Genomic DNA, 16,337 nt, shown 5'->3' on the forward strand with positions numbered 1-16,337 from the left:
ACCTCAAGGTCGAACGTCAGCGAAAAAATCTGAGGCTTCCCAGCTTGCAGGAATTCTCTTTTTCATTTGATCGCAGAACAATCAAACTTGATGGCATCAATCTCTCCTGAAGCAACGTTGTATTCACTCACCTGAAGAAATGAACACATATAGATCCTTTCTTCATTTTGGAGGAAAACGTAATTTCCTGTTGCTGTCTTGATCTCGTATCCCTGCTCGGCAAGATCAAGAATTGTGAGTCTCCTATCCGCAAGACTTGTTGATGTCAATGAAGCGAATAATACGAGAGCCGATACTAGAGTCTTCATTATATTCCTGTATATTTCAAGTGATGAGGCCTTAAACTCCGCACAGTTTATCATATTGAATAATTATCTATCTCTGTCAAAAATTTTAAGTCGATGTTGTTAATTAGCACGCACGGGAACACGTCTCTGTCATCGCCAGGCGAGGTGGGAATTAACGAAGAATATCGTTCCGCCATAAGTCCATGACGCGGCACCGAGAGCACCGAGAGCATGGAAGAAGGGGGCTTTTCCGGCTTTGTTGCAAACTTTTCGCTGGAACCAAGCTTGGTTATTGTCGAATTCACGTCCTCATGCCGTAGATAGCTCTCATATTGCAGCCGTTCAGCGCAAGTGAGTAGTCCAGGATTTATTTGTCTTAGCACCAATTACGGTAGGGATCGCCAGCATGGATTTGCGCACGACATCAAGGAACGCTGCGCTGGCGTTCTCCATCAAATGCCAACGATCTGCGACCTGCACAGCATGGGGCAAAGCATTGGCAGCGGCCTCACGATATCCTCCGCCTCTATCACTTGAAACAATCGGTTTTTCGGGGGGCTGAGCAAGGAACTACCAAACTGTCGCGATCTCCCGATCAGGCAGAAGTTTGACAATCCTTCGCTTATCAAGACCACATACGACGGTGCCATAACGGTGATTGCGGCAGAAAGCGCAATCGTCAATTCAAACGGCGTTTAGAGCATCATCCGGCACCATGGATTTTCTTCTCACCGCACGCATGAGTGTGTCATTGCTAACTGGGATCATCAAGCGTTTGGCAAAAGCTGCTGCGTACCGCCCTCCCAGAGCCAACCCGGGATGATGCACCACGGTATCAAGTGGGGCGGTTCGACGGCTGCGCTCCGAAACGATAATCTCTCCAAACTTTTCGACGAATATCCGGCGACGACAAACTGTCATCTCACAGATGAAGCGCCTTGTTGATAATTGTAGTTGGACCTTGGTGCCGCCACAAGGAAAATCAGCAACTATCCGAACGTAGCGGCTATGAACAAGATCTGACTTTCGGTTGCATAAAGGGCAGGACCGTCGATCGGCGTTAGCTCGCGCTCAAACAATGATAACCCCGTTGTCCTCGTCGGGACTCTCAACAATCAATCCCGACGGGATCAGGGACTACAGACGAAACTTGGTCGCCAGGAGCTGATCCCTTTCTGATAACCGCGTCAGTTTCCACCACGAAATCATCAAATCTGAGTCAGACCCGATATTCCGTTCCGATTAACATGAAGAACTCATTTTTCGAACAGAATCGTTGTTTTGGTGATCCAAATTTAGCTTCCGTACGTATTGGCTAGCGAATGCGTATAAAATTGAATTGGCAGGCGTCTAACCAGTCATTCGTCAGTTGCACGCAATTACTTTACCGCGGGGCCGGATGTTAATCATGTACAACTAATTCATAAAATAGCGTTGTTTTTTTTCGGTTTAATCGATGTTGACAGACAGTATCTGTATCTTTGAAACGGCCGATATAAGAATGAGAAAAAATCAGATATCAAGCAGCCTGGGGATGGGAATTTAAAAACAAATGTTTATGGAAAATACAAAATCTACGAGCCACCCACCGGTTAAAAACGGAAGAATTGGTGTTTTACTTGTGAACCTGGGCACGCCGGATGGGACTGACTACAAATCAATGCGCCGATATCTCAAAGAATTTCTAACGGATAAACGCGTCATTGAATGGTCAAGACTTTTTTGGTACCCAATATTGTTTGGAATTGTGCTCAACACGCGTCCAGGAAAGGTTGGCAAAGCCTACGCATCGATTTGGAATGATGAGCTCAACGAGAGCTTTCTTCGGACTTATACAAGAAAACAAGCCAATCTCATTGGGGGCAGACTGGCAGAGAACCCAAATATTATTGTAGACTGGGCAATGCGCTACGGGCAGCCTTCTGTTAGTTCGCGTCTTCACCGTCTACACGACCAGGGCTGTGACCGTATACTCCTCTTTCCGCTATACCCTCAATACGCAGCTGCGACCACGGCGACTGTTAATGATGAGGCCTATAAAACTCTACTTAAAATGCGCTGGCAGCCAGCACTACGAAGTGTTCCACCATATCACGACGATCCGTCCTATATTGACGCGCTCGCCGTCTCCATTGAACGTCATCTATCCGCTTTAGAATGGGAGCCAGAGCGGGTGATAGCGTCGTTTCACGGTATTCCTAAAAGTTATTTTGCCAAAGGGGACCCATATTATTGTCAGTGTCAAAAGACTGCACGACTTCTAAGAGAACGCCTTGGGTGGTCGCTGGACAAATTGATGATTACGTTTCAGTCTCGCTTTGGACCAGAAGAATGGCTCCAGCCATATACTGACAAAACTATCGAGAATTTAGCGAAAGAAGGGGTCAAACGAATAGCTGTTGTAAACCCTGGCTTCGTCTCCGACTGCTTGGAAACCCTTGAGGAAATTGCAGAAGAGGCTGCAGAAATATTTGTGCAAAATGGTGGTGAAAAGTTTTCTCATATTCCATGTCTTAACGATTCTGATTTGGGGATAAGGGTTCTTGAAAACGTCGTGCGTCGTGAATTAGCGGGCTGGTTGTAGAATAAGACAATATTACTAAGGAACTAGCCTTAGTTTGCGATCAAAGTCGAAGTTACTTCAGAGGTGCTCTCCGAATTTGTACCATGGAGAACTGGAATTTTCCGGGTTCAAGGCTCAAAGCGGCGGGGATGCCGTTGAGCCATTGATAAGCGAAATCGGCATCTTATTGCCAATGGCACCGTGTGGTCGGAGCTCGTTATAGATCTTATGAAAGCTCGCCGCGGAGCTTGATAATTTGCCTCCGCTTTCCATGGTGGATTATCATGCGCGCTGAAAGTGTAAACGTCTGCTACGTCGCCCTTGAAACCAGCCAACGCACATGGCTGATCGGTTATCTTCTGCTCTGCTCAGATATGGTGCAGACTACGGCAGTTGCCGGCGGTTTGCCGGAGCTCTTCTGTCGGCGCTTGCAAAAATCGAAACCCTGACGGGAGTTTGGTCGCAGGCGGAATGCGCCCCCCGGATCGATGCGGGTCTGCTTTGAGGCAGGCTATGACGGCTTCTGGCTGGCCCGTCTTCTCATGGATTGCGGCTTTCAGACTACAATCCTCGACCCATCCAGCTTTCTGGTTTCACGACGAGGCCAACCTGTGGTGACAGACCGCGTCGATGTTGAAGCGAAGGCGTATTTGCTTTGAGACAAGTCAGTTTGTCGACCTGTACGGCTCCCTACAATTGAGGAAGACGACGCCAAGCGTCTTTCTCTACGTACACAATTGAAGAAGGAGCGCAGGCGACACGTCCATCGTATCCGCTCATTGCTTGTTCTCCACGGCATTCTCTCTGTTTCTGGCCTTTGGGGAGTACGCTGGAAAGAGGCGCTTTCGAGTATCCGAACTGGCGACGGCAGGGAGTTCGGGCGCTTCATCTTCCGTGAGCTTTGCCGCCAGTGTGAACGGCTGGATCTCGTGCACTCGCAGCTTAAAAGTCTGGAGAAGGAGCGCATTCAGGTTTGCGAGGTCGAAGGAGCTATCAACTGCGGTTCGAAGATCAGGATTCTCAAGCAGCTTGATGGAATCGGCGAAGTGGACAGGCCAGTCTCATGCTCCTTCTAGATCCTGATAATCTGTTCTTTTGTGAACCGTGAACGCTTCATCCTTCCGTCTCTGAACTGCCCTCCTTGTCGTGACGGACTCTACCAAATTTTGAAAGAAACCTAGGGGCTCAGGTCAATCCGCTTTTACCTAGTCGAAGATACAGTCAATTTTTGCTTTCAGTTGCTTCGTGTTTCCCCGTTCCGGAACAAAGGGTAAGGCGAAATCCATTCGGAGACGATGCTTATAATGGTGTGTTCAAACCGAAAGAACTTTTTTGCTTCTAAAGCATCTGACAGTTGCTGCGAGTCATTAAGCGTGATCCCAATACGCTTTCTAACAAGGATATTCTGGCGCACTACATTTTGCTTGCATTTTAAGACGGTGATGGAGATCATGAGCTAGCAGCCAGAAGGGTGGCTGATATTGCAAGGATGCTTGAATAGGGCAGAACTCGCGAACGCTGATATTAATCTATAATACTGCACTATCTCGCATATTCTTGATGCGAGTCGTTAACCAAAGAACGCCAATAAAATTGCAAGTTCCTCGGTGTTGGCGTTCAATAGCTTTAAGAACTGAGGGTAATCGCTATGCCATTCAGAACAGCAGGCAGACGTGGTGCATTCTCACCAACTGACATTAAATTGCTTCAGAGCGCATATAATGGCGCTAATGAGCTACTTGGCCATTCTTCCGCCAAAGATGAAGAGCTTGACCGATCGTCCGCGTCCTAATTCGCCTTTTTGAAAACGGTGAACGAGATCCCCATGTAATTGCAAAGCGCTGCGTCAAAATCAGCAAGCTAATGCCACTAAAAATGAGAATGTGCTATGCCGTTTCGTTCCGATCCGTTCATAGGAACATACAACCCCGACCAACTGCGTAAACTGCAGAGAGCCTATGACGAGACTTGCAAATTGCTCGAGGTCGTCTTTGAGCGCATCCGAAGCAAGAAAACTGGCAAAACGAATATACGGCATCTATGACAGTGGGATCGAAGACCCAAGTGCGATAGCCAGATAAACAAGCACGCTGAAAGCATCTAAGTTCGTTGGATTGGCTGATGGCTTAGCGGGAGAGTGGATCCAGCAGGCAAATTGATCACCCCCGGATAAAATACCTTGTAAGGTGCGGCCCACACGTTAGGCAATAAAACCCTTCCGCTCTAAGGTTTGGTGCGCGGCTTAGGGTCAAGATCCAACAGGGTTATAATATTGGGTTGGGCTGCGACGAGATCAGCTATGGTATAATTGGACAATACTCGGAAAAATGCACTCAGCGCTTCGCGAAATACCGTGGATACCCCATATTTGTCGCTGGAAGGACAGGCGCCATCCCCTTCAAGATGGTCCGATAATGCGAAATTTTCTTCCGTGATCCTTATCACTTGAAAAAGAGTTATCTCGCCAGAACCTTTAGCCAGTCTGATGCCGCCACTCCGTCCTCTGATAGTTTCAACCATGCCCGCCTGAACAAGGGGATGAAGGATTTTGAAGAGGAAAAGATCTGAGATGCTATAGACACGCGCGATCTCTGAGACCCGCGAGATATTGCCCTCGTTTGTCGCGCAATACATAAGAAGACGGACAGCATAATTAGATTGCTTTGTTAGACGCATCGCTTTTTTCTGAGTCCTAGACACCAGTGGCTCTGAAACGAAATGCAAAGTTACAGTTTGAAACGCGTGATGTAAATTAGAATCGTTAAAAACTGCGACTATGAGCGTTTGCGCTGGTCATGGTAATTGGACAGGAACACAAAATTCGCTACTATAGAACGGTGTTTGTCCGAAGGAAGTTTGGCAACTTTTTTATTTCGAGTTCGTTCCATGACTAATAAACAATACGGCTAGAAGGCCATGCAATAACCGAATTGAATTCGTTGCAAACCATTGATTCTATGAGGTCATCGACCGGCGGTTTGTTTTCTCGCTCGCAATAGAGGTTGGCGCCAGAATAAACACCGCGAAGGGCTAGCTGCGGCCTATGGGGTAATATTACTGTTCTTCGTCACTTCTAGGTGGTAAGGCTGTCGGGAATGTTGCAAGAACGTTCACGGCTTTGTGTTTATCTCTTCATCTCGAGTGCCGGATTACTGGTTGATGCAGGCGCCGGCCTGGATCTTTACGCCAATGATCGTTACGAACTGTGGGGAGTGTAATGGCTGGAGCGGCAGCACCTTCCACCTTCCTTGAACAGTCAGGCTGCGTAAGGTCTGCTGTTATGGTCTGATCTTTTCCTTAGGCCGGTGGGAAACGAGGTTGAAAGTTGTAATTCATTAACCGCGTCGGAGCGTCGATGCTCATCAGCGCTCTCCCATCCCAAGGATGACCTTCTTTGCACCCAGGCGCCTGAGAGACAAGGCCACCACGAGTATCGCAATGAGTGCCGCGCTAGCCACGATGTAGGCCGCTGAATCCCAGCCAAACCGTTCCAGTACACCGCCAATAGCTGTCGGACCAAGAATCTGCCCCAGATTGTTGCCTTGAATGATCAGGCCCAGAACAATTGGAGCCAACCCTGCCGAAGGCGCGACAATTGACGCGGAGGACAGCAGGATTGCCGGAATGACACCGCCGACAGTCGAGAACAACAGGCACAGGCCGAAGGCAGCACTGTCGGGCAGGTAGGGGAGAAATATCCCGAAACTGGCCAGTCCCATCACGAGGAATGCAACGATCAGCAGGGCCGGGCGGCTAAAGGCTCTGGAGAGGAGCAGGCCTGCCGTCAGATTGCCGATGACGTTCACGGCTGCGGCAAGTGCGCTGAGCAATCCAGCCGTCTGGTGCGTGACCTTCAGGCGCTCCATCAGCAGTACCGGCAGGAAGCTGAAGACAGCAAAAAACACCAGGCTGTAGAGCGCAAAGGTGATCGCCAATGCGACAGCACCTGAGTTGCGCGACACAATTATGCTGTCGCGGCGCAAGCTGCTCCAGGATAAGAACTGGTTTCGCCCGTGGGCAGGAATGACAAGTCCAACACCCATGCACATCGCCAGCGCAACCGCGCCGCTTGCCCACCACATCGTCCGCCAGTCCTCGAAGACCGGCCCAACCAACATCGCCGTCGCCATGCCGACAGGTATAAAACAACTCCAGAGGGCGAAGGCCAGATCACGATCAGCTGGTTGTGTAACCTCTTCGAGCAATGAGGGTGCAGCGACGGTCACCAGCAGGAATCCCGCCCCTTCGACAATGCGGCCAGAAAACAGGATTGGCAGCCCCAGTGTCGCCGCGCCAAGCGCCGCGCCGGCTGTCGTAATCAAAAGCCCGATGATGAGAATGCGCCGCGCACCGAAACGCGCGACAAACGCACCGGTCGGAATGCCGCCCACAAGACCAACGAGCGCAAATATTCCAGCCAGCCAGCCGATCGCCGTCAGGGCGATACCAAAATCACTCTGCAAAAGTGGGGCTGCAATTGCCGCCTTGCCAACCTGCAAGGCGGCCGCAATCCCGGCGCCAACGATGACGAATACTGCGGCCCAGCGCGTGGACATTGCTTTGTTTATTGACGGCAGCATCACGACGCCCTTGCCACGCGACCGGCTACCATGGCGGCAGTGATCTCCGCGATATGCCGTCCCTGAAAGCGTGCGCCCGCAAGCTCGTTGTCACTGACCGCACGCTGCCCTCCCTGTCCATCATCGGCCAGGGTCGATGCACCATATGGCGAGCAGCCCGTGATTTCGTCCATCCGCATCTGGCCCTTGAAGCTGTAGGGCAAGCCGACGATCATCATGCCGAGGTGAAGCAGAACAGTCTGGGTGGACAGGATCGTTGTCTCCTGTCCTCCATGCTGGCTCCCGGTTGAGGTGAAGACGCCGCCCACTTTTCCGACCAGCTTGTCCTCAAACCAGAGCCCACCGGTCTGGTCGAGAAAGTTCTTCATCTGCGATGCCATATTGCCGAAACGCGTCGGTGTCCCGATGATGATGGCATCGTAATCCGCAAGCTCTGCTATGGTTGCGACCCGCGCGGATTGATCGATCTTGTATCCGGCCCTTGCAGCAACTGATTCGGGAACAAGCTCAGGCACGCGCCTGATCGCAGCTGTCGCACCCACCTCTCGCGCGCCACTCGCCACCGCGGAAGCCATCGTTTCGATATGCCCATAGGAGGAATAGTAAAGCACCAGCACTTTCGTCATCTCGTCGGCCTCGCGTTAATCTAATCGATCATAAGGTTGCATCAAAACGACGAGCGTAATAAGTGATATAAAAATGCTAATGATGATCACAAGGATAGATCATGTTGGACGCCCTGACTCTCGATCAGATTCGGACTTTCGTGACCATCGCCGATAGTGGCAGCTTCCGCTCTGCGGCTCAGAAGCTTTCACGTGTCCAGTCGGGTGTGAGCGCCACCATCGCCAATCTTGAGAACACACTTGGCGTAAAACTGTTTGACCGTTCCGGATATAAGCCCGCCCTGACTCCGGAGGGATATGTATTGCTTGGTAATGCACGCGACATCATTCTGCGCGTGGACGTGTTGCGCGCCCAAGCGTTTGGCTTCGCACATGGTGTGGAAACCCAGCTCGCAATCTCGGTCGACACACTCTTCCCGATGCGGGCGGTCGCACACGCAATCTCACAGATGCGACATGATTATCCTGCTGTTGCCGTTCGGGTGTGGTCGGAAGCGATGGGCGGTCCGCTCGATGCGCTTCGAAAGAGCCGCTGTGTGCTTGCGATAATGGTGGGTGAAGAGTTCCGCGACCCTCACATCAAATTTGAGCCGCTGACAACTGTACGTCAGGTCTCGGTCGTCGCTTCGACCCATCCGCTGGCGTTGCGCCAAGCGGGTCATCCACTGGAGGTGATGGATGTTGCCGATCATCTCCAGATCGTTCTGACCGATCCATCCGACATATCGGCGGGCCGAGATTTCGGGGTCTTTTCGTCACAGACCTGCCGAGTCAATTCACAGGACACCAAACACCATCTGATCCTGGGGGGCGCGGGCTGGGGGCGGCTCCCGCATTGGCTCGTTGAGCTGGACTTGGAGCAAGGAACGCTTGTGCGCCTCAATGTCAGCGCCATGGGCCACACTGGCGAAGTCACGTCGAGTGCCTATGTCGCCTACCGCCGGGACGAGGCACTTGGGCCCGCAGCGCAGAAACTTGCCGAACTGCTCATCAGCCAGGAATATGGTGAACAGAGGGAGTGAGAAACTCCAATTTAAAGTTCCCACATCCTGGCCCGCCTGATGCGCCCGGCCCGTACTCCGCTTTCGCCGCGCGGTTTGCCTTGGCTTCATTCTCCGGCGTGGCACGAAGGGTTCGCGAGTGCTAGGCTGGGACGCTCTTGCAATCCGGTCTCGCAGACTACTGTTCTGGAGAGTTTCTTCTCAACAAGTTTTCCGCCCCATTGCGAACAATCGCTTCCCGGCGCGGGGGAATGACTTCTTCGAAAATCGGTTCATTGTTTGCTCGATGATGTTCTCGTAAGACTGCATAGGAATCTGTCGAAGAGGCATTTATGTCGAAAGAAGGTGCGCGCGGCGAACCCGCCGACCGCTTTTCCATGGTGGTCAGTATCATTCCTCTCACCGTGCGGGCGTTATCCTGGGCGTAAATACTCGGTATTGATGTCTGGGGAGTGGACGGCCTGAAAATTTCATCTTGCCCTTGCCACGGACTTCGCCGAACAATTGCCATTGCTGCCGGCGTCCGATAAGTGAAACTGCAACTCAGTTACTTCACGTCAAAAATTGAGAGCTTCAGGTTTTCTAGGGGGCGCTATGCCTATTTATGAACTGGCAGCCTTAGGAGCCGCTATATGCTGGGCTCTGACCGGTCTGATTTCCGCTGGACCTGCCGATCATCTCGGTGCGTTCACATTCAATCAGATGCGCCAGCTATTCGTTAGTTTTGTGCTGATAATCTATGTGGTGGCGACCGGAACCTGGCATCAACTATCCTTTGCCACTGCAATCCCTCTCTTCCTTTCTGGCGTGATCGGCATATTCCTTGGCGATACCATGCTCTTTGCTACCCTCAACAGATTGGGGCCTCGCCGCGCAGGGATTTTATTTGCCATGAATGCCCCGATCGCCGCGTTTCTCGGATGGGGAATTCTGGGCGAGCAACTGACGCTTGGGTTGGTTGCTGGTATCACCCTAACGATTGTCGGGGTCTGCTTTGCGATATTTTTCAATAGTCGCCGTGTGATCACTCATGCGCTCGAAACGGTCCATGGTTCCTGGATGGTGGGAATATCATTGGGTCTTCTGGCTGCGACGGGTCAAGCGGTTGGATCCATCATTGTACGACCGGTAATGGAAAGTGGTATTGATCCATTCCTCGCTTCACTGCTCCGCGTTGGCACGGCGGCTTGCTGCCTTAGTGCTCTCTCCGCATTTCCTTTTGCAGCTGTGCGGCCACGTAATCGTTTATCTATCCAAGTGGCATTCATGACTGCGCTGTCGGGCATTCTCGCGCTGGCCATGGGTATGACGTTGATGCTGTTCGCTCTTTCAGGTGGAGAGACGGGTATAGTTTCGACGATTTCAGCAACAACGCCAGTCATTATTCTTCCAATGTTATGGCTGAGGACCGGTCAGAAGCCGAATACAGGAGCTTGGCTTGGGGCTATATTTGTTGTGGCGGGACTTGCACTCATCTTGTCCCGTTGAAGCTTGAAGGGAGGCGTGACCAGATTTGTTGGTTCAGAGAGTTTGCTTTAGGTCAAGGACGGCCTTCGTTGATCAGGGTAACATCTAAATGACGACGGGTTGCCGAGATGGAGCACCCTCGAACGTGAACCTCTCAAAGCTGTCTCATGGACGCTGCCACAGAACCAGAGCGTTGGTCCCAGCGAAAAAAGGGGAGACAGAACCGTGTTTCATGAAATTGCCATGGGCAGAGCATTCGCCCAATGCGATGGCGCTGTCAGAACATTCTCCCAGAATTATAGTGTGGTGAGCGAAGGTGATGAAATTCGCCGCGTTTATATGGTCAATTCTGGAATGCTGAGGGCTTTCCGGTTCTTGTCAGATGGCAGACGACAAATAACGCGTTTCTTGTTCCCCAACGACTTGATCGGGCTGATTGATAACGATTCCTATTCCAAAAGCGTTGAGACTGTTGTGCAAAGCAAATTGACGTCTCTATCTCAATCCAAACTGCAAGAGTTTATCAGCTGCAATGAAGGGGCGCGGCTGGCCTTGCAGAAAGAAACCCGAAATTTACTAAGAAGATCAAACTCCTTACAGGTTATTCTGGGACGGTTGTCATCAGTTGAGAAGTTATCTTGCTTTATCCTCCTTCTCTACCAGCAAAAACCTCTACAACAAATTGTTCACATACCAATGCCACGGCAGGATATAGCTGACTTTTTAGGGATGACCGTTGAAACCGTGAGCAGGAGTTTCACAAGACTGCGCAGACTTGGACTGATTGTCTCGCGTGATCCAAGCTCGATAAAAATCTGTTCTGTATCAGCGCTACAGCAGGTGGCCGGTAGATTTGTCCTAACAGGTTCGCCTTGCCGGAATGTCCGTGCTGGGATATCGACCAACATTTAAAATCGGCTCTGGTGTTATGGTAAAAGAGTTCCATCAATTCAAAGCGATTACCAATCCAGTTCAACCCGGCATGTGCTTTGCAAGGCACCTGTAATCAGTAAAATTCCATGCCGTTCATTGCTGGTCGGGCGTCTCGAGTGATTTGGCGGCTTGGAGAACAAGCATCACCTCCTGCGTTCCTGTCGCAGGAGACCTGCTATTTCATAATCGCAATTTTTGATTAACGGCTGCGATCAGCAACACGTGATGCAGCCCCACAACGACATGGAGGGTGTCACGTCTAAGCGGACGGACGTGCTGGCGGGCTAACGCTGATAAAAATCAGAGCAAATGGGAGCATGAAACGTGAAAAGCAAGCCTCGATAGACAACCACCGCTGTGCCATTGCGGGTTTTGTTAGCCGTCTAAGGTACTGCTTCGGTCAGCGTTCAATCAGTAACGGAAATTGTGACGTCCCAGCGGTTTTCCGGTGCAGGCCTATTCGTCTCTTCGCAACTAACAATGATGCGTTTATTCCTCTTCGTATCTTCGCGCCACTTTGCACTCAGTGGTAGCGTACATTCCGTCACAACGGTTTTGTCATCAAGGGACGGAAACAGGAAATTCGTACCGTTTTCGATGTTGCTGTTGTTGATAAAGCGCGCAGCGACCTGAGCGATTGCATCAAGATCCTGCCGATATGAGCGTGCCTGTCGTTGTTTCTCAGCGGATATGGCATGACAGGTCCGCAGATTGTTGAGGCCGAAGCGTTGGTGGCAAAAAGTCTGAATTTCTTCAATACGAGACAGGGATAAGTTCTCGTATATTTCAACGTCGCATTCTCCACAGACCATCGGGTTTTCAAAGAATATTTGTGGTGATGGCCGCTGTTTAATAAAAAAACTGTAATCGGTGCGATGTTCACGATGCCTTGTTTCAAACCCGGTCAGCAACAGGGCTGCACCGAAAAGCGGGAGCAATGCGATGGATAAATTCAGAACAATTCTCTTCATAAATACGAGTAGAATCCGGTGAACAGTGAAATCTTTTGCTGTCTACGATGGTCTCGATCTCAGATCAAATGCAAGTTGTTCGAGCCCATCTCGCAATCGAGTACAGATTGACATCCAGCGAGCGAAGATCTGTCATACGGACAGGCTTATAAGGACGCATTGCAACCTGCAGAAGCAACCCTTTGGTAGCGCTTAATGTCATGAAGTTGTGTTCAGGGCCATATCGAACGGGCAAGCCGTTCACTATCAAATGGCACAACAGTGTGTCATCGCGCAGATCATCGAACGTGTAGCGAGCGTGGTCGTAATTCACAACGAAAAATCCGGTGCCTCATTCCCAATCAATGGCGTAACGGAACAATTGTGACAAGCAACAGGCAAGTTTGTTAGCTCGGATGGAAGTTTTCCCTGCGCTCACAGGGGGACGCATGGCTTTGAGGAAATACGAGGTTCCATCGGCGATACGATATGAGAACTCGCCTCTATGTTTTTGATCTACTTCCCGCAGCGTTGCGGGAACAAGGTCACATCAAATTGCTGCGCACCAAGCGTCGGATTCCTCTGAGGCTCAGTCACGATCATGGCCCGAATAGAGCATGGTCCGGCAATGACCCGATACTGATGGCGCTTCTGATAAATCACTTTTGTGATTGGATGAGCAGGAACCAGTTTGGCAACCGCTTCGATGACGGCAGTCATCTCTTTTGCTCTTTGGTAATTCGGAGCGATGGCAGCGTCAGCAGCGGATGACAATGCGCACAAGCCAACAAGGGCGGTAACAATGGATTTGAAATACATGCCCATCTCCTTAATTCAACTGTCTGAAGCCTCAATCATGGCCGGAAAGCAAGTGCAGACCCTGTTCGTGTCGCACAAGCAATGATCGCGTCACATTGCCTTGCACCGCTTTTCTCTCTTGAAGATAAAGTGACGGCCCCATTATGAGGTCGGTAAACCTGGATTTAAGTGGGAACTTTTCGCTCTGCTTGGTGGACGTTGCGGAGTCCGCACTCGCCGTATTGTCGCCTGGCTTTAAACTTTCACGCATCGCAAACCTCGTGAGGTCGGCGTCGAATTCAAAGCTGGTGGGGCTTTGGTTTCGATGTAGACGCCGATATCAGGTCGTCGACCCGGGACTATTCTGTTCGGCTAGAAAGCATCTGCGCCGCAACTTGAGCGTGATCGACCGCGATACGATCACGATTTCGCCCTTGAAGAGGCTTCGAAATCTGACACCGTTGTAACCGTGTACGGATTATTGGTCACCTTGGAATTTAAGCTTCTCGTAGGCTAAGAACAGGTCCGTCACGAGCACCCCATTAATCTTCATTCCGGTTAAATCAGCATCCTCAATGCTCGAGTTTGCCAATGTAACACCTGTTATAGACAGTCCTGATAGATTGGCGTTTGTGAGCGTGGCTGCTGATAAGTTCACGTTATTAAAGCGTGAGCCGGCAAGGTTGATGTCGTCAAAAATTGTTTCGCCCAAATTGGTGTCGGTGAATTTGGCTTTTGTGAGTACCGCATGAAATTGAGCACCCGCAAGGTTGACGCCATCGAAATGCGTACCCGTCATGTCAGCTCTCTCATAATGCATTCCCTGCAACTGGGGGCCATCAAAAGAGCCCTTTTTTTCTCGGTCGTTCATCGTCGCTGGCTCCAGGTTAACGTTCTCGATGATAAGAATGCTCGATTCCTTCGTGTTTGGCCATCATTGCTCATGAATGGAACGTGCTGAAACTAACGCCGACCATGCATATCCAATATGATTTCACGATCATAATCGCCAATTCTGCCTGCTCGACTTGTAAAGTCGGATTGTCACGCATCATTGTGCTGCGAGGTGTTTACTCTAGCCTTCAACCATTCAATCAGCCTGAATGCATTATCGCTGGGGGTTTTTATTCGGCTTTGTAACCAAATAGCATGATCACGTGGCAGTCGCCTTTCACTAAGTAAAACAAGCCGGCCGCTCCTGATTTCTTCCGCCGCCAAAAACTCGCTAACTAGTGCCACTCCCAATCCTTCGAGCGCAGCATGGATTATAGCTGTTGCTTCGCGAAGACGCAGAATCAGACCCGAATTTGAAGCTTCAGCAAAGAGCCCATCTGATTGCCATCTGCTCCAGTCGGAACCGAACGTGCCTATCTTTGGTATTCCCTCCAATTTATTGCCGTTGTTTCTAACCTGCTCGGCCAGTTCAGGCGATGCAACAAGGACAAGGCGATCAATCCATAGGAGTTCACTGTCGGGAGGAGGCGCTGCAGGTGATGCGCTCACAAGACTGAAATCCACCGATGAACCAGCCTCTCCTCGACCGGTACCTATAATCTGAAGCATGATGGTGGGGTGTAAAATACGAAATTCACGCAGACCAGGCAGGAACCAATGATGAAGAATTGAGCGGGCGCAAGCGACTGTGACCGGTGTCGTTTCAAGTGATAAGGCGTTGGTGGCTTCGAGAAGCTCCTCCAGTATTCTGCCCAGGTTAGTGGCAAATTGCCTTGCTTCCGGCGTTAACTGGATTGTCGCAGCGTGGCGCTTGAAAAGTTCACGTCCTAAGTGCTCTTCGAGCTGGCGCACTGCCTGGCTAACCGCTGACTGAGTGACGTTCAACTCCTGCGCGGCAGCTGTAAAGCTGCCGAGGCGCGCAGAGGCTTCAAAAGCGCGTAGAGATGGCAAGGGTGGAATATGTCGTGGGTTCATCGCCCATTAGTAGCACTAATCGGTAGGATAACAAAACCCCGTTCGACTGGTAACCCGCATTCGAGGTATTAATACAACTTCAAGAAATCACTGATGCCTGACGCTGGTTGTGACAAGACCCCAAACTCCGCAAAGGTTGCAAAATTGGTTAAACCGACCCTCCTTCTTGCTTGCGATTTTTCAGACCGATTCAAGGATATCCTCTCAGAAAACTACAAAATATCGTCGCCCGCTGCGGTTCGACAGATCGAGGTGGCTGCAATCAGGTTTGACGGTGTTGAAGCCCTGGTCACAAAAGGCGGAATAAAACAAAATCAGCAGATTATCGATGCTTCACCTGATCTCGGAATGGTTGCCTTCTTCGGCACCGGTTTCGAGGGTATTGATTTGGCAGCTGCATCAGCACGGGATCTGGTTGTTACCCACAGTCCCGGTGCCAATGCTTCAAGCGTTGCGGATTTCGCTATGGCGCAAATTTTGGCTTCGACACGTCAGATTCTTGCAGCAGATCGCTTCGTTCGGGACGGAAAATGGGTCAGCAATGCGCTCGTCAGCATGCCAGCGGTTGCCGGTGTCAAAGGGGCAAAGCTTGGAATATTTGGACTGGGCGCGATTGGTTGCAAAGTGGCACAGCGTGCTGCCATCTTTGAGATGGATATAGGCTACTTCAGTCGTGCACGCAAAAAGGAACAGCCCTACCGATATTTGCCAAGTCTTGAGCAATTGGCTGACTGGGCAGATATCCTGCTCGTTGCTGCTCGGGCAGATTGCAACAATCGCCACATCATTGGGAGTGATATAATCTCACGATTGGGAACAAGTGGCTATATTGTTAATATAGCGCGCGGTTCTTTGATAGATTCAGCCGCCCTTGCAAAAGCGCTTGAACAAGAAGCCATTGCGGGGGCTGCTCTTGATGTCTTTGAGAACGAGCCTCATGTCTCCGAACGCCTATTGAATGCCCCCAACCTGATCCTTTCTCCGCATATTGCCTACGCAACGGTTGAAGCGCGTGAGGCTCAGGAGGATATGGTACTTGCGAACCTGAAAGCATATTTTGCAGGTGCTGCTGTTCCTAATCCAGTCATCAAAGTTTGATGCGGTCACTCCCTGCGATGTGTGCTATGTTCTTCGCCTCCCAAGGCCTCGGGAGGCAGGATCGGAGCGCGCTGAGATCACGGAGAAGCTTCATCAAAACGCCGA

General features: G+C 50.8%; 14 protein-coding genes. 5 read left to right on the top strand and 9 right to left on the bottom strand.

The annotated features are described in order from the left end of the window. Positions 1-629: 629 nt before the first annotated feature. Positions 630-767, bottom strand: a complete 138-nt coding sequence (locus RT142_RS09855) for a hypothetical protein (RefSeq protein WP_235819143.1) — start codon at positions 765-767, stop codon at positions 630-632. A gap of 204 nt (positions 768-971) precedes the next feature. Then, positions 972-1,280, bottom strand: a complete 309-nt coding sequence (locus RT142_RS09860) for a hypothetical protein (RefSeq protein ID WP_235972561.1) — start codon at positions 1,278-1,280, stop codon at positions 972-974. Positions 1,281-1,839: 559 nt separating this feature from the next. On the opposite strand from RT142_RS09860, the gene hemH reads away from it, so the two are divergent. Next, on the top strand, positions 1,840-2,871 hold the full coding sequence (gene hemH, locus RT142_RS09865) for a ferrochelatase (protein ID WP_007880918.1): 1,032 nt from the start codon (positions 1,840-1,842) through the stop codon (positions 2,869-2,871). 2,202 nt (positions 2,872-5,073) lie between these two features. Here hemH and rirA read toward each other — a convergent pair. The 3 genes from rirA to wrbA all read right to left on the bottom strand — a co-directional run bounded on the left by rirA (position 5,074) and on the right by wrbA (position 8,056). Continuing rightward, positions 5,074-5,526: an iron-responsive transcriptional regulator RirA gene (gene rirA, locus RT142_RS09870; RefSeq protein WP_171380346.1), complete on the bottom strand. Its 453-nt coding sequence runs from the start codon at positions 5,524-5,526 to the stop codon at positions 5,074-5,076. 686 nt (positions 5,527-6,212) lie between these two features. Continuing rightward, positions 6,213-7,406: a CynX/NimT family MFS transporter gene (locus RT142_RS09875; RefSeq protein ID WP_235972535.1), complete on the bottom strand. Its 1,194-nt coding sequence runs from the start codon at positions 7,404-7,406 to the stop codon at positions 6,213-6,215. A 23-nt stretch (positions 7,407-7,429) separates the two neighbouring features. Further along, positions 7,430-8,056: an NAD(P)H:quinone oxidoreductase gene (gene wrbA / locus RT142_RS09880; protein WP_007880910.1), complete on the bottom strand. Its 627-nt coding sequence runs from the start codon at positions 8,054-8,056 to the stop codon at positions 7,430-7,432. Between the two features lie 101 nt (positions 8,057-8,157). Here wrbA and RT142_RS09885 point away from each other — a divergent pair, with 101 nt between their 5' ends. The 3 genes from RT142_RS09885 to RT142_RS09895 all read left to right on the top strand — a co-directional run bounded on the left by RT142_RS09885 (position 8,158) and on the right by RT142_RS09895 (position 11,436). Continuing rightward, positions 8,158-9,078, top strand: a complete 921-nt coding sequence (locus tag RT142_RS09885; RefSeq protein WP_007880903.1) for a LysR family transcriptional regulator — start codon at positions 8,158-8,160, stop codon at positions 9,076-9,078. A gap of 573 nt (positions 9,079-9,651) precedes the next feature. Further along, the gene (locus tag RT142_RS09890) at positions 9,652-10,545 is read left to right on the top strand and encodes a DMT family transporter (RefSeq protein ID WP_007880900.1); all 894 of its coding nucleotides are present in this window, start codon (positions 9,652-9,654) and stop codon (positions 10,543-10,545) included. Positions 10,546-10,749: 204 nt separating this feature from the next. Beyond that, positions 10,750-11,436, top strand: a complete 687-nt coding sequence (locus RT142_RS09895; protein ID WP_171380344.1) for a Crp/Fnr family transcriptional regulator — start codon at positions 10,750-10,752, stop codon at positions 11,434-11,436. A 428-nt stretch (positions 11,437-11,864) separates the two neighbouring features. Here RT142_RS09895 and RT142_RS09900 read toward each other — a convergent pair whose 3' ends face one another. The 4 genes from RT142_RS09900 to RT142_RS09915 all read right to left on the bottom strand — a co-directional run bounded on the left by RT142_RS09900 (position 11,865) and on the right by RT142_RS09915 (position 15,110). Beyond that, on the bottom strand, positions 11,865-12,428 hold the full coding sequence (locus tag RT142_RS09900; protein WP_171380343.1) for a hypothetical protein: 564 nt from the start codon (positions 12,426-12,428) through the stop codon (positions 11,865-11,867). A gap of 495 nt (positions 12,429-12,923) precedes the next feature. After that, on the bottom strand, positions 12,924-13,226 hold the full coding sequence (locus RT142_RS09905) for a hypothetical protein (RefSeq protein ID WP_007880897.1): 303 nt from the start codon (positions 13,224-13,226) through the stop codon (positions 12,924-12,926). Between the two features lie 457 nt (positions 13,227-13,683). Beyond that, positions 13,684-14,076, bottom strand: a complete 393-nt coding sequence (locus RT142_RS09910) for a pentapeptide repeat-containing protein (RefSeq protein WP_064322860.1) — start codon at positions 14,074-14,076, stop codon at positions 13,684-13,686. A 173-nt stretch (positions 14,077-14,249) separates the two neighbouring features. Beyond that, positions 14,250-15,110 carry a LysR family transcriptional regulator gene (locus RT142_RS09915; RefSeq protein ID WP_064322859.1) on the bottom strand — a complete coding sequence of 287 codons (861 nt, stop codon included), beginning with the start codon at positions 15,108-15,110 and terminating at the stop codon, positions 14,250-14,252. Positions 15,111-15,278: 168 nt separating this feature from the next. Here RT142_RS09915 and RT142_RS09920 point away from each other — a divergent pair, with 168 nt between their 5' ends. After that, entirely contained in the window at positions 15,279-16,232 is a 954-nt protein-coding gene (locus RT142_RS09920) for a 2-hydroxyacid dehydrogenase (RefSeq protein ID WP_313028467.1), read from the top strand. The last annotated feature ends 105 nt before the right edge of the window (positions 16,233-16,337 follow it).

This window comes from Brucella sp. (assembly GCF_032066345.1).
Lineage (GTDB): Bacteria > Pseudomonadota > Alphaproteobacteria > Rhizobiales > Rhizobiaceae > Brucella > Brucella pseudogrignonensis.